The sequence below is a fragment of the Spirillospora sp. CA-128828 genome, assembly GCF_050945415.1.
In the GTDB taxonomy this organism is placed as follows: domain Bacteria; phylum Actinomycetota; class Actinomycetes; order Streptosporangiales; family Streptosporangiaceae; genus Spirillospora.
On sequence record NZ_CP191986.1, the window covers coordinates 8,662,817 to 8,676,581 of the forward strand.

At 69.5% G+C, this 13,765-nt stretch carries 8 protein-coding genes; 3 read left to right on the top strand and 5 right to left on the bottom strand.

What is annotated here, in order from left to right:
* Positions 1-8 precede the first annotated feature (8 nt).
* Positions 9-3,527, bottom strand: a complete 3,519-nt coding sequence (locus tag ACQPXG_RS41545; RefSeq protein WP_433464637.1) for a bifunctional glycosyltransferase/CDP-glycerol:glycerophosphate glycerophosphotransferase — start codon at positions 3,525-3,527, stop codon at positions 9-11.
* A gap of 28 nt (positions 3,528-3,555) precedes the next feature.
* On the bottom strand, positions 3,556-6,999 hold the full coding sequence (locus ACQPXG_RS41550) for a bifunctional glycosyltransferase/CDP-glycerol:glycerophosphate glycerophosphotransferase (RefSeq protein ID WP_433464638.1): 3,444 nt from the start codon (positions 6,997-6,999) through the stop codon (positions 3,556-3,558).
* Positions 7,000-7,247: 248 nt separating this feature from the next.
* Between ACQPXG_RS41550 and ACQPXG_RS41555 the strand changes: the two genes are divergently transcribed.
* Positions 7,248-8,723: an MFS transporter gene (locus tag ACQPXG_RS41555; RefSeq protein WP_433464639.1), complete on the top strand. Its 1,476-nt coding sequence runs from the start codon at positions 7,248-7,250 to the stop codon at positions 8,721-8,723.
* Between the two features lie 12 nt (positions 8,724-8,735).
* Here ACQPXG_RS41555 and guaA read toward each other — a convergent pair whose 3' ends face one another.
* Positions 8,736-10,334 (bottom strand): glutamine-hydrolyzing GMP synthase, encoded by a 1,599-nt coding sequence (gene guaA / locus ACQPXG_RS41560; protein ID WP_433464640.1) that lies wholly within the window; start codon positions 10,332-10,334, stop codon positions 8,736-8,738.
* A 224-nt stretch (positions 10,335-10,558) separates the two neighbouring features.
* On the opposite strand from guaA, the gene ACQPXG_RS41565 reads away from it, so the two are divergent.
* Entirely contained in the window at positions 10,559-11,497 is a 939-nt protein-coding gene (locus tag ACQPXG_RS41565; protein ID WP_433464641.1) for a zinc metalloprotease, read from the top strand.
* On the opposite strand, the gene ACQPXG_RS41570 is transcribed toward ACQPXG_RS41565, so the two are convergent.
* Positions 11,494-12,213, bottom strand: coding sequence for a DNA alkylation repair protein (locus ACQPXG_RS41570; protein ID WP_433464642.1), 720 nt, complete (start codon positions 12,211-12,213; stop codon positions 11,494-11,496). The two genes, ACQPXG_RS41565 and ACQPXG_RS41570, sit on opposite strands and share 4 nt — an antisense overlap.
* Before the next feature lie 170 nt (positions 12,214-12,383).
* On the opposite strand from ACQPXG_RS41570, the gene ACQPXG_RS41575 reads away from it, so the two are divergent.
* Positions 12,384-13,277, top strand: coding sequence for a zinc metalloprotease (locus ACQPXG_RS41575; RefSeq protein ID WP_433464643.1), 894 nt, complete (start codon positions 12,384-12,386; stop codon positions 13,275-13,277).
* Positions 13,278-13,337: 60 nt separating this feature from the next.
* Here the strand turns inward: ACQPXG_RS41575 and ACQPXG_RS41580 are convergent, their stop codons facing one another.
* Positions 13,338-13,751 (bottom strand): hypothetical protein, encoded by a 414-nt coding sequence (locus ACQPXG_RS41580; protein ID WP_433464644.1) that lies wholly within the window; start codon positions 13,749-13,751, stop codon positions 13,338-13,340.
* Between the last annotated feature and the right edge of the window lie 14 nt (positions 13,752-13,765).

Genomic DNA, 13,765 nt, shown 5'->3' on the forward strand with positions numbered 1-13,765 from the left:
GGCGGGATTCACGCCTCGCCGAAGACGCGGTCGACGACCCTGGACGCCGCCTGGCCGTCGTCATGCGGGCAGTACTTCACGAAGAACCGGTCGTAGGCGTCGGCGAAACCCTGTTCGCTGCCCGGGGCGGCCTTGACCGCGTCGGCGACCTCTGCGGACGTCTTCACGAGCGGCCCGGGGGCTTCCGCCTCCAGGTCGAAATAGAAGCCGCGCAGGTGGTCGCGGTACCAGTCCAGGTCATAGGTGTAGAGGACGATGGGCCGACCCAGGATCGCGTAGTCGAACATCGCGGACGAGTAATCGGTGACGAGCACGTCTGCCGCCATGTAGAGGTCGGCGATGTCCGGGTACAGGGACACGTCGATGACGAAGCCTCCGTCCGTGACGAGAGGGTCGCGATCGGTGATGAGGTGATGGGTCCGCAGTAGCAGGACGTGGTCATCGCCTATGGCCTGGCGCATGATCTCCATGTCCAGTTCCAGGGAGAACCCGTGCCTGCCTTCAGCATGGTGCCGGTCGTCCCGCCATGTCGGCGCATAGAGGACGACCTTCTTGCCCTGCGGGATTCCCAGGCGCTTGCGGATGCGGGTCCCGATGCGCTCCCACTCGGGCGTGCTGAGGATGTCGTTGCGCGGATATCCCGTCTCCAGGACCTCACCGTCGTACCGGAACGCCCGTTTCATGGCCTGCGTGGCGTACGGGCTGGAGGACAGCAGGAGGTCCCATCGGGCCGTTTCCCGTTCCATCCGGTCGAGCCGCTCGGTGTGCCGGTACGGCATGTCCCTCAGGTCGTAGCCGAGACGCTTCAGCGGGGTTCCGTGCCAGGTCTGGACGTAGGTCTGCTCATCTCGCTTGGTGTACCAGGGCGGCAGCCCGTGGTTGGTGACGACGTACCGGGCGCGCGCGAGGTGGCGATAGTGCTCGCGGCTTCCGGCCAGGACGGTCTGAGCCTTCCCATCAACCGCGAACTGGCCGTCCTGGGACACCCAGACGCATTCCAGATCGGTTCCGCGACGGGTGAGTTCCTCGTAGATCGCCCTCGGGCTGCAGCTGTACTGGGATCCGTTGTGGCTGGAGAACACGGCGATGTCTGCGAGAGGGCTCCGCAGGTAGACGGGATAGTCCCGCCGTTGGAGAAGCACCTGTGCGTGCCCACCGCGCTCGTCGTCCTCCAGGGCCAGGCGGCTGTGCAGTGTCAGCGCGTCGATCTGGTGAACGCCGATCTCGAATTCATGCGTTCCGACACGCTGCCGGTCGGGGAGGCTGGGGACGGCCTCACGTTCAACGACGACCGCCACCTCTCCGTCACACGCGCGCGCCAGCAGGTCCCAGGTTCCGCTGCTCAGCGGCAGGTCCGTCCCGAAAACGGCCATCGTCGCGGGCGTGAACGTGGCGGTGAAGCGGTGTTCCTCCCAGGTAACGGGGATGTGATGCTCGTCGCCCGACCGGCGCCGCCGTAGCACGAAGCGGTCGGGACGGTCTTCCGGCGCGGCGAAGTCCCCGCTGAGCGTGAGGAGCCCGTTCGCGCCCCACTCGGCGCTCGTGACGACCGGGCGGAAACCCCGCTCGACGGCGCGCAGGTTCCCGAACGCGGTGCGTGTGAGGGCGAGCTCCCGGCCGCGTCCGCCCGTGGTCGGGAGGGCGTGCCGGGCGGCCTTCACATTGCTCGCGACCGTGAGCCTCAGCGGGCCGCCCTCGCCCGTGAGCCGGATGTCCCAGTCGACGGCGTCCCGCAGATGCGTGCCGTAGGTTCCGCCCTCCGGGACGGAGATGAGGTACTCCAGCGGCAGCTTCGCCGTGAAGTCGAACCCGGTGCCCTCCGCCATCCGCAGAACGGCGGACTGGCGCAGAGTCACCTCGCCCCTGACCTCGACTCCCCCATGCCGGCGTGCCGCGACCATGGCGGCCCCCGCGCCGAGTGCGCGTCGCGTCCATCCGTTCAGCACCAGCGTGTCCCCGTCACGGCGGATCCTGGTGAGGACGGCCTTGGCCCGCTTGACGTGGACGACGAAGACGTCGTCGTCGCCGGCCGCCGGCTGGACGGCCACGTGTTCGTCCACCTGCCGCGCCGCCGTCCACCGCACGGCCGGAGACATCGCGGTCAACCGCTGAACCGCCTTGCGCCCGGCCGTCGAGACCTCGGCGAACACCTCGTAGGTGGCCGTCCGCCATTCGTCGCCGTCCAGCAGGTACTCGGGCTCCACGCGGACGGTGAAACCCGACCAGTCGTAGGAGACGTTCGCCTGGCCGGACCGGGCGGTGACCTCCGGAACGCACGTCCGCTCCACCGGCAGCCTGATCTCCTTGCCGGTCCGCACGTCGCTCATCCAGACCCGGATCCGGGAGTCCGTCGCCGACGACACGTCCAACCGGTCGAAGTGGGCGTGCCCTTCGACGATGAGGGTGTCGACGTCCCAGTGGACACTGTCGACGTCCGCCCACAGGGCGAGCTCGTCGGTGACGTCGTACATGTCCTCGGGGATGTCCCGCGCCGCGTCGTCGAAGTAGGGGTAGCGGGCGTACCAGCGCTGGCGGAGACGGCCCCGGGGAACGAGAGGGACGTCCTGCAGCCCGTCCTCCTCGAAACGGAGCACCTCCAGCAACTCGGAGAGCATGCCCTCGCCGAGCAGGTATGTTTCCAGCCGCCTGATCGCCTCAAGGCCGGCGGCGGCCGGACGTCCGGCGTCGGCGGCGACCTCCGCGCCGAGCTCGACCAGACGTTCACGCTCCTCCCAGGTGGCTCCGGGCAAGGCGAGCATGAGCTCGCGCACGTCCAGGTCCAGCGCGTGCATGTCGTAGACCTCCAGAAGGTCCGGCACATGCTCACGGATGAAGTCCCGCACGTTCGCCAGGGTCGCGAACCGTTCGGTGATGTCGGCCGGTTCGGGACGTGTGCGCGTGGCCGTCCCCGGACGGTCCCGCCAGAAGTAGACGGTCGCGTCCAGTACGTCGACAGCGGAGGCCAATATCTGGGTCTGCACGGCGATCAGCGCGTCTCGGCCGACCCCAAGCTCAAATCGATGCGCGTCCCAGAACGAGCGCCGGTAGACCTTGTTCCACACCGTCCTGTCTTGCAGGAGGGCCGGGTGGCGGGTCACGTGCGTCGCCTTCATGGTCTCCGCGTAGGAGTCGCTGTGGAGCGGCGACTGCCATACCCGTTCGCCGTCCAGACACATGACGTTTCCGCCGACGAGGTCCGATCCCGTCGAATCCAGCGTGCCGACCATCAGTTCGCACGCGTAGGGCGGCAGTGCGTCCTCACCGTCGGCGAAGGCGAGATAGCGGCCCTTCGCCTGCTCGACGCCCACGTCGGCGGCGGCCGCGCCGGGACCGGGTTGCACGAGCGTGAAACGGTCGTCCCGCCCTGCGAAGTCCTTGGCGACGACCGTTCCGCCGTCGTCCGACCCGTCGTCCACTATGAGCACTTCGATGTCGCGCAGGGTCTGCCCGGCGAGCGACTCCAGGCACTCCGGCAGCCGGCCGGCGGTGTTGCGGAAAGGGACGACGATGCTTATCTGCGGGGACACGAGCAGCTCCGTGATGGGGTTCGGGGTGTTAACGGGCCTGGTGGAGGACCCGGTCGAGCACGCGGGAGGCGGCGTGGCCGTCGTCGTGCGGGCAGTACCGGGCGGCGAAGGCGGCGCGGGCGTCCCGGAACCCGGCGTCCAGCGCGTCCGGCTCGCGCAGGGCCTCGACGACCTCCTGCGTGGTGCCCAGCAGCGGCCCGGGGGCCTCCGCGTCGAAGTCGAAGTAGAAACCGCGCACGTGGTCGCGGTAGCGCTCCAGGTCGTAGGTGAAGAACACCATCGGCCGGCCGGTGACGGCGAAGTCGAACATGGACGACGAGTAGTCCGTGACGAGCACGTCGCTGATGAGGAACAGTTCGGAGATGTCGGGATAGACGGACACGTCCATGACGCAGTCGCCCGGGCGCAGCCGCGGCCGGTCCGTGACGAGGTAGTGCGTCCGCAGAAGCAGGACGTGATCGCGGCCCAGCGCCGCCCTGAAACGGTCCAGCTCGAATTCGAGGCGGAACGCGCGCTTGCCGATCGCGTGGTGGAAATCGTCCCGCCATGTCGGCGCGTACAGCACGACCCGCTTGCCGTCCGGTATGCCGAGCCGCCGCCGCACCGCCCCGGCGATCTCGTCCCTGTGCGGGCTGCCCAGAACGTCGTTGCGGGGATAGCCGCTCTCCAGGACGTCCCCTGCGTAACCGAACGCACGCCGGAACAGCGGGACGGAGAAGGTGTTCTGGGCGAGCAGGAGGTCCCACTGGGGAACGTCATACTGCATCCAGTCCACGCCCTCGGTGCGCTTGAAGGGCATCTGCTTGACGTCGTATCCGAGCTTCTTCAACGGCGTTCCGTGCCAGCACTGGACGTAGGTCTGGTCCTCGCGCTTGCAGAACCATTCCTGCTGCGACCAGTTGCCGAAGATGTAGCGCGCGCGGGCGAGTGCCTCGTAGTGCTCCCGCGTGCCGGACAGGACGGTCCGCGCACCCGCCGGCCTGCCGAACTGGCCGTTCTCGGTGACCCACACACATTCCAGGTCGGTTTCGCGCCGTCGAAGCTCGTCGTAGATGCCGCGCGGGTTGCACGAGTACTGGCGTCCTCGGTACGCGTCGAAGAGCGCCAGTTCGCGGACGGGCAGGTTGAGGTGGCGCCGGTAGTGCCCGGACCGTATCCGGCTCTGCGCATAGGCCCCGCGCTCGTCGTCGTCCAGGGCCGTCTCTATCCGAAGCTGCAACACGTCGGTCTTGTGCGCGCGGACGGTGATCCGGTGCAAGCCCGCTTCGAATGGCTCGGGCATGTCGCGGAGAGTGTGGCGCCTGATGACGACAGGTTGTTCCTGCCCGCCAACGGAGGCGAGGACGTCCCAACGGCCGGCCACAAGAGGACGGGAGAGACCGAGGACCGGCATACGCGCGGGTGAGAACTTCGCAGTGAAGCGCTCACCATCCCAATGGAGCGTGACGATGTGCTCCTCGGACGACCGCCGCCGCCTGAGCATCAGCGAATCCGGCCGTCCGACCCGGTCGGTGCACGTGCCTGCCAGGCGGAGGGCCCCCTCGGACGACCACGACACCTCGTCGACGGCGAGAACGCGTCCACGGGCGACGATCCGGAGCGTGCTACGCCGTGTCCTGGCGAGTTCCAGTTCCCCGCCCGGTATCGGGAAGGCCGTGCCCGCCGGGTCCTCGTCCAGGTACGGGCGGATCCCGCCCGGCAGGCTGATCTCCCAGTCGCCCTGCCGCCTGGCCAGCCCGGCGACCGGCAGCCGCGCCCGGAAGCCGTCGCCGCCGGCGGGTTCGACGGGGCCGACCACCGTGGCCCGCCCCACCTTCGGGGTGGCGGTGACGCGCGGCTCGTCCCCGAACGGGGCGAGGCTCCAGCCGTCCAGCCACAACTCGCCCCCCTCCAGGTGGCAGCCGGTGACCGCCGCCGGAGTCCGCCGCACCTGCACCACGAACCGGTGCCTGCCCGCGACGCCCTGGACGAGCACGCCCGGGGCGCACTCGCGGTCGTCCGGCCACTGCCGCCCGGTGAGCCGCGGGTTCACGAACGTCGTGCGCCGCCGCAGCCCCCGGTTGACGATCTCCACGCACGGGACCCAGTCGACGTCCCGCCAGCGTCCGAACATCCTCAGCGTGGACGGGTCGATCTCCGCGACGAACCCCGACCAGTCGTAGGAGACCGCCGACTGCCGCGACCGGGCGGTCACGTCCGGCCTGCGGACCCGGGTGACCGGGACGCGCATGAGGCCCCGCTTGTTCGCCGCGACCAGCCAGAGCCGGATGCGGGAGCCGTCCTCGGTGGAGGAGTCCAGATGCCGGATGTACGCGTGGCCCTCGATGCGGAGCCGCCCGTCCACCCAGTCGGCCCGGTCGATCGCCGCCACCGGCTTCAGTTCGTCGGTCACGTCGTACACGTGCGACGGGACGGCCCGCTCCTCGTCCTCGAAGAACGGGAACTCCGCGTACCAGCGATGCCGCAGCCCACGCCGCACCCTCGGCGCGTCGGCCACCTTGCGGAGCTGGACGAACCGCAGCACCTCCAGCAGTTCCGGCACCATCCGCCTGCACAGCAGGTGAAGTTGCAGGCGCGTCATCGCGGGCTGGCGCTTCAGGACGCGCGGGCTGATGTGCCGGGCCAGTACCGCGCCCATGGCGACGAGTTCTTCGCGGTTCTCGTCCTCCGTCCTGGGGAGGGCCGCGAACAGGACACGAAGTTCGATCGGGACGAGGACGTGCTCGTCGTACGCGTTGAGGAGTTGCGGGCCGTAGTCGGCCAGGCCGTCCCGGACGACCCGCGCCGACCGCATCCGCTGGCGGATGTTGTCCCAGTCGTAGCGGTCCTCTGTGATGGACCCTGGCCGCTTGCGCCAGAAGTAGACGGTCTCACTCAGGACGTCCACGGAACCGGCCAGCGCGTGCGCGCGCGCCGTGACCGGAGGGTCCTCGTAGAAGCCCGCGGGGAACTCCAGGCCGATCCGGTCCCAGAACTCCCGCCGGTACACCTTGTTCCACGGTGTTCGGTCGCGCATGAGCGTCGGTTTGGACGACACATGCGTCCTCGCACAGGACTCCGTGAAGACACCGTCGTGCAGGTGCGACTGCCAGGTCCGGTCTTCGTCCATCCGCTGCACGTTCCCGGACGCGATGTCGGACCCGGTCCGTTCAAGGGACCGGACCATCCGCGCATAGGCTTCGCGTTCCACCACGTCGTCGGCGTCCGCGAACGCCAGGTACTCGCCCTTCGCCTGCAGCACACCGGCGTTTCGGGCGGGCCCTGGGCCCTCGTTCTCACGCGTGACCAGGCGGAACCGGGGGTCGCGGGCGCACATGTCCTTGGCGATGACGGCACCGTTGTCAGTGGACCCGTCGTCCACCAGGATCACCTCAAGGTCGCGCAGTGTCTGATCGGCCAGCGACTCCAGGCACTCCCGGAAGTACTCCTCGGTGTTGTGGAACGGCACGACGACGCTGAGCTTCGGGGACATGGGGCCTCCTCCTCGCCCCACAGAGCATGGTGACGTTGCGCCACCGTACGAACACGCATCGCGATTGCAAGGCCGTGCCCTGACGCAGACTTGACCTCACCTGGCCGCCATTGACCAGCACGTTAAGGTCGCCCGCTCGGCTGCGGGGTTCGACCGCGGTTTGAGGGGCAACGGTCGCCGCGTCCAGGCCGCGGGCCGGCAGCGGGGCGCCAAGTCTCCGGGACGACTTCAACGAAACGATTGAAGTCATGGATTTCGGAGACGAGAAACCGCTGCTGACGGAGCCTGCCTGCGAAGCGACGGGGGACCGGCGCGGGCACGGGCCCAGGCGGCGATGGTGGACGCTGGCGGTGGTGAGCGCGGCGCAGCTCCTGATCGTCCTGGACGGGACGATCGTCAACATCGCGCTGCCGTCGGCGCAACGGGCGCTCGGGATGTCGGACGGGAACCGGCAGTGGGCGATCACCGCCTACGCGCTGGCCTTCGGCGGGCTGCTGCTGATCGGCGGCAGGATCGGCGGCGCGCTCGGTCACCGGCGCGCGTTCCTGACCGGACTGGTGGGGTTCGCCGCCTCGTCCGCGCTGGGCGGGGCGGCGGTCAACGCGGAAACGCTGTTCGGGGCGCGGGCCATGCAGGGGGCGTTCGCCGCCGTGCTGGCCCCCGCCGGCCTGTCGCTGCTGGCGACCACGTTCACGGAGGCCCGCGAACGCGGCCGGGCGTTCGGGGTGTTCGCGGCCGTCGGCGCCGCCGGCTCGGCGGCCGGGCTGATCGCCGGTGGCCTGCTGACCGAGTACGCCGGCTGGCGATGGTGCCTGTACATCAACGTGCCCGTCGCGCTGCTCGCCGTTCTCGGCGCGGGGGCGGTGCCTCGCGACCGGCCCATGGGGCGCCGCGGACGGTTCGACGTCGCGGGCGCGCTGCTCAGCCTCTCGGGATTCGCCGCCCTGGTGTACGGGTTCAACCGGGCCGAGCCGCTCGGGTGGGGCTCGGCCGAAGTGGCAGCGCTGCTGACCGGCGGGGTGCTGCTACTGGCCGCGTTCGCCGTCGTCGAAGTCCGCGCGTCCGAGCCGCTGCTGCCGGCGCGGGTGCTGATGCACCGCGTCCGTGCGGGGGCGTTCCTCGCCATCACGCTGATGTTCGTGGCGATGTTCGGCTTCTACCTGTTCATGAGCTACTACCTGCAGACCGTGCTCGGGTACTCGCCCGTCCAGGCGGGTCTGGCCCTGATCGTGAACGCACTGGCGGCGCTGTGCGGGGCCATGCTCATCGCGGGGAAGGCGCATGGCCGCGTCCCGTCCGCGGTGCTGGTCGTGCCGGGGCTGCTGGCGGCGGCCGCCGGGATGCTGATCCTCACCCGGCTCACCGCCGACGGCGCGGACGTCTTCGTCCGCCACCTGCTTCCCGCGCTGGTGCTGACCGGGCTCGGTCTCGGCTGCGTGATGCCGCCGACCGCCGCCTCGGCCACCGAGGGGATGTGCGGGCACGACATCGGGGCCGCCTCGGCCGCCTACAACGCCGCCCAGCAGTTGGGCGCCGCCCTCGGCACGGCGCTGCTCAACACCCTCGCGGCCGGCGCCGGCGCGACCTATCTCGCGTCCCATCCGCGGGCGTCGGACGCCGCGGTCGCCGTACACGGCTACACCGTCGCCCTCACGGTCGCGTCCGCCATCCTCCTGGTCGCCGCGTGCCTCACCGCGCCGCTCATCGCCGCCCGGCGGGAGTGAACCCCCTTGGGGTCACTCCCACTCGATGGTGCCCGGGGGCTTGGACGTGATGTCGACCGCGACCCGGTTGATCTCGCGAACCTCGTTGGTGATGCGGGTGGAGATCCGCTGCAGGACGTCGTACGGGAGCTTCGCCCAGTCGGCCGTCATCGCGTCCTCGCTGGTCACCGGGCGCAGGACGATCGGGTGCCCGTACGTCCGGCTGTCGCCCTGGACGCCCACGGACCGGACGTCGGCGAGCAGCACCACCGGGAACTGCCAGATGTCGCGGTCGAGGCCGGCGCGGGTCAACTCCTCGCGGGCGATGGCGTCGGCGTCCCTGAGGACGTCCAGGCGGTCGCGCGTGACGGCGCCGATGATGCGGATGCCGAGGCCCGGGCCCGGGAAGGGCTGGCGCCAGACGATCTCGGGTGGCAGGCCGAGCTGTTCGCCGAGCGCGCGGACCTCGTCCTTGAACAGCGTCCGCAGCGGCTCGATCAGCTTGAACTGGAGGTCTTCGGGGAGACCGCCGACGTTGTGGTGCGACTTGATGTTGGCCGCGCCGGTGCCGCCGCCCGATTCGACCACGTCCGGGTAGAGCGTTCCCTGGACGAGGAACTCGACCGGCTCCGCCGCGTCCGCCCCGCCGTGCCGGGGGGACGGTCCGCCGCCCTTGACGATCTCGCGGGCCGCCTCCTCGAACACCCGGATGAACTCGCGGCCGATGATCTTGCGCTTCTCCTCGGGGTCGGTGACGCCGTCGAGGGCGGCGAGGAAGCGCTCCTGGGCGTTCACGACGTGCAGGTTCACGCCGGTGACGGCGACGAAGTCCTTCTCGACCTGCTCGGGCTCGCCCTTGCGCAGCAGGCCGTGGTCGACGAACACGCAGGTCAGCTGGTCCCCGATGGCCCGCTGGACGAGCGCGGCGGCGACCGCCGAGTCCACTCCGCCGGAGAGGGCGCAGATCGCCCGCTTCTCCCCGACCTGCTGCCGGACGGCCTCGATCGACTCGTCCGCGATGTTCACCATCGTCCAGCTCGGACGGCAGCCGGCACCCTCGTACAGGAAGCGCCGCAGGATCTCCATGCCGTGCTCGGTGTGCAGGACCTCGGGGTGGAACTGGACGCCGAAGAAGCCGCGCTCCAGGTCCTCCATGCCGGCGACCGGCGTGACGTCCGTGCTCGCCGTCACCGTGAACCCGGCAGGGGCGCCGCTGACGAAGTCGCGGTGGGACATCCACACGGCCTGCTCGTGCGGGAGCCCCGCGAACAGCATCCCAGGCGAGGTGACGGCGACGGTCGCGCCGCCGTACTCGGCGACATCGGAGTTCTCGACCGTCCCGCCGAGGGCCTGGGCCATCACCTGGTGGCCGTAGCAGATTCCCAGCGTGGGGACGCCGATGTCGAACAGCCCCTCCGGCGCGGCGGGGGCGCCCTTCTCGTACACCGACGCGGGGCCGCCCGACAGGATGATCGCCTTGGGCCGCCTGGCGAGCATCTCCGCCGCCGGCATGGTGGACGGCACGATCTCGCTGAACACATGGCATTCGCGGACCCGCCGCGCGATCAGCTGCGCGTACTGCGCACCGAAGTCGACGACGAGGACGGTGTCAAAGGACTGGTCTGCGGCCACCAACTACGCCTTTCGCACGGCCGGAAGGGCCTCCCAGTCTAAGGGCCGCTGCCTGCGCCGATGCGCGCGGCCCCGGCCATGCCCATCACATGGTGCGATCGCCCTATAACGGTCGGCATCCATTTACCTTGATCACACTCGCGGCAGGTCTTCGCTCTGATACCTGTGGATAACACCCTGTGTTCGCCCGCTTCCCGTCCGCAAGCGACCTCCCTAGGAGTGCCGTGAAGCTGCTCGCCGCCGCCGCCCTGCTCGCCGCCCTCGTTCCCGCCGCGCCGTCCGGGCCGTCCCTGGGCGCCCGGCATGGACGCCTGGACGACTGCGCGCACCCTGAGGCGCGGTTGAGGACGGGCGCTCACGGGCGGGAACGCAACGATCTCACCCCGGCCCAGGCCGCCTCCGTGGAGCAGCGCCTCAACCGGATCTTGGCCGGTCTGGACCTGGGCACGGCCGACAGGACGGACGGCTCGACGAACCGCGCCGGCCTGCGCAGGGCGACTCAGATCAGCATTCCGGTCTACTTCCATGTGATTCACGACGGCGCGAGGGGCAACGTGTCCACCGGGGAGGTCATGCGCCAGATCGGCACGTTGAACGCGTCCTACGGCGGGCGGAACGGCGGGGCGAACACGCGCGTCTCCTTCAGGCTCATGGCTGTGAGCCGTTCCGACAACGCGGCCTGGTTCAGCGACCCGGAACGCTACGAGGGGACGTTCAAGCCGAAGCTGCACAGAGGCGGGAAGGGCACGCTGAACCTCTACAGCGCCTACATAGGCGGGGATCTGCTCGGCTGGTCGACGTTCCCCTGGAAGTACAGGTCCGACCCCAGGATGGACGGTGTGACCATCCACTACGCCAGCATGCCGGGCGGTTCCATCGATCACTTCAACAAGGGGTTCAGCGCGACGCACGAGGTTGGGCACTGGCTGGGGCTGTACCACACGTTCCAGGACGGCTGCAGCGCCCAGGGCGACCGGGTCTCGGATACTCCGGCCGAGCGCGACCCCACGAACGGTTGCCCGTCCGGCAAGGACACGTGTACCTCTCCTGGGTACGACCCGGTGCACAACTACATGGACTACGGCTACGACACATGCATGACGTCGTTCACCGCCGGACAGGGCGCCCGTATCCACACGGTGTGGAAGGCGTACCGGGCTTAGGCTCTGATCCGCGCCACCTCGGCGGGCGGCAGGTGACGGATGGCTTCGCGTAGCGTCACACCCGAGATGGTGTCGACACGGGGTTCGACCCATGCGGCCACCCACTCAGGGTCTTTCTTGGACAGCTCACGAAGGACCCATCCGAGAGCCTTACGGATGAAGAACTCGCGTTCGGCTATGAGCGCGTCCCCGTAGCGGTCGATCCTGCCGAGATCCGGGTTTCCCGTCCGGACGCCTGGCAGCAGCGCGAGAACCGCCGCACGCCGTATCCACATGTAGGGGTCGGCGACCCATGCGTCGAGGGTCGTCGCCAGGTCCGGGTACCGGACGACCAGTGCGCCGACGGACTTCTCTGCAAGATGGTCGACGTACACCCAGCTTGCCGAGTCGCGTATGAATCGCTCGGCAAACCCCATGTCGCGCGGCTCCAGTAGTGCGACTCGCTTCGCGAGGACCTCTATCGCCGCCATACGAGCCTCGTGTACGGGACGGCCTTCGTCGGTCACTCCCCAGAAGGACTCAGCGAGGGCGAGCAGTTCGCCCCTTGTGGGTTTGGCCTTGACCGTCGACAGCGCGACCTTGCGCAACGCTGGGACGGTCACGCCGATGTGGACGAAATCGCTCTTCAGGTAACGCTTCTCGTACTCCGCGCGCACCGGATCCGCCTGCGCCCGGAACTCCGCCAAGAGCCGCGCAGCCTCACCCTCCACGTCCATGCGGGACACGCTACGCGCTCGCGCTATGGCGCTGTATTCAGCGTTGCGTGCCCTTGTTCGTCCAGGTTTGCCAAAGACGTGACGTTTGTTCGCATCCACCCTGGTTCCAGCGATGACTCCGCTCCCCCAGCGCGCGCTCCCCCGCTCGCGCCGCACCCCCGAGGAGTTCCATGAAACGCGCCGGAATCGCCGCTGCGCTCGGCCTGGCCGCCGCCCTCACGGCTTACGCGCCCGCCGCCCCCGCCACCCTCGCCGCCCCCGCCGCCCCGTCCACCAAGTGCGCCGACCAGCCCGCGCAGGCCCGCGTCCGCGCCGGAGCCCACGTCACCGAACGGAACCAACCCGGGGCGGCCAAGGTCGCCGCGATGGAGAAGGAGTTCCACGACCGCCTGGGCAAGCTCAAGAAGGTGAAGCCCGCGGCGGCCATGACCGTCCGCGTGCACTTCCAGGTCGTCTACGGCAGCGCGGGCAACGTGTCCGACGCGACCTTGAACAAGCAGCTCGACGTCCTCAACGATGCCTACTCGGACAGCGGCGTCACGTTCACGCTCGCTGGGATCAAGCGGACGCAGAACTCGGCATGGTTCTCCGACCCGGAGGGCAACGAGCGCCAGATGAAGACCGCCCTGCACGCCGGGAACGCACAGGACCTCAACTTCTACACGGCCGACCTCGGCAGCAGCCTCCTCGGCTGGGCCACGTTCCCGAGCGACTACCGCTCCCAGCCGGCGATGGACGGCGTCGTCATCCACTACCAGAGCCTGCCGGGCGGCTCACTCGGCAACTACAACGAGGGCGACACCGGAACCCACGAAGTGGGCCACTGGATGGGCCTGTACCACACCTTCCAGGGCGGCTGCAGCGGCCAGGGCGACAGCGTCTCGGACACGCCCGCCGAGCAGAGCCCGGCCTCGGGCTGCCCGACCGGCCGTGACACCTGCTCCGCGCCGGGGGCCGACCCGATCCACAACTTCATGGACTACAGCTACGACTCGTGCATGTACGAGTTCACGCCGGGCCAGGCCCAGCGCATGCAGTCACAATGGGCCGCCTACCGCGCCTGACAAGTCGCACGCCCGGCGCCGGAGCGGAATGAACCGCCCCGGCGCCGGGCGCTACGGGGATCAGCAGTCGGCCACCCTCATGTGCCAGGCCCGCATCAGCGCTTCCGGCACAGGACGCGCGCAGGGGTCGTACGCGCCGTCCACCATGGAGACGTTCCAGCGGCCTTTCGGAGCCTGCTTCGTGAACGCGGTTCCGGCGTCGGTGTTCCTGGCCGGGCTGTCCCGGTACCAGAGGGCGAGCACGGCGTAGTAGTGCCGTCCGACCCGTCCGTAGTGCGCGCCCTGCGCCTCCACGACGAGCCGCCGATAGTGCCCGGGATTGTGTTCGCGCTCGTAGAGCCGGGCCAGCCGGTCTCGCAGCTTCGCACTCATCGGAAGCACCTGCGGACGCTCGTCGGCCTTCGCGGACTGTGCAGGCAGCGCGAGGGCCAGAGGCACGCTCAACGCCACGATCAGGGGGATCGGTTTGCGCATGGACGAACACTAAG

Coding starts and splice junctions, on each gene's coding strand:
- ACQPXG_RS41570 (WP_433464642.1), bottom strand. CDS start 12,213: ATGGACGTGGAGGGTGAGGCTGCGCGGCTCTTGGCGGAGTTCCGGGCG.
- ACQPXG_RS41575 (WP_433464643.1), top strand. CDS start 12,384: ATGAAACGCGCCGGAATCGCCGCTGCGCTCGGCCTGGCCGCCGCCCTC.
- ACQPXG_RS41580 (WP_433464644.1), bottom strand. CDS start 13,751: ATGCGCAAACCGATCCCCCTGATCGTGGCGTTGAGCGTGCCTCTGGCC.
- ACQPXG_RS41550 (WP_433464638.1), bottom strand. CDS start 6,999: ATGTCCCCGAAGCTCAGCGTCGTCGTGCCGTTCCACAACACCGAGGAG.
- ACQPXG_RS41555 (WP_433464639.1), top strand. CDS start 7,248: ATGGATTTCGGAGACGAGAAACCGCTGCTGACGGAGCCTGCCTGCGAA.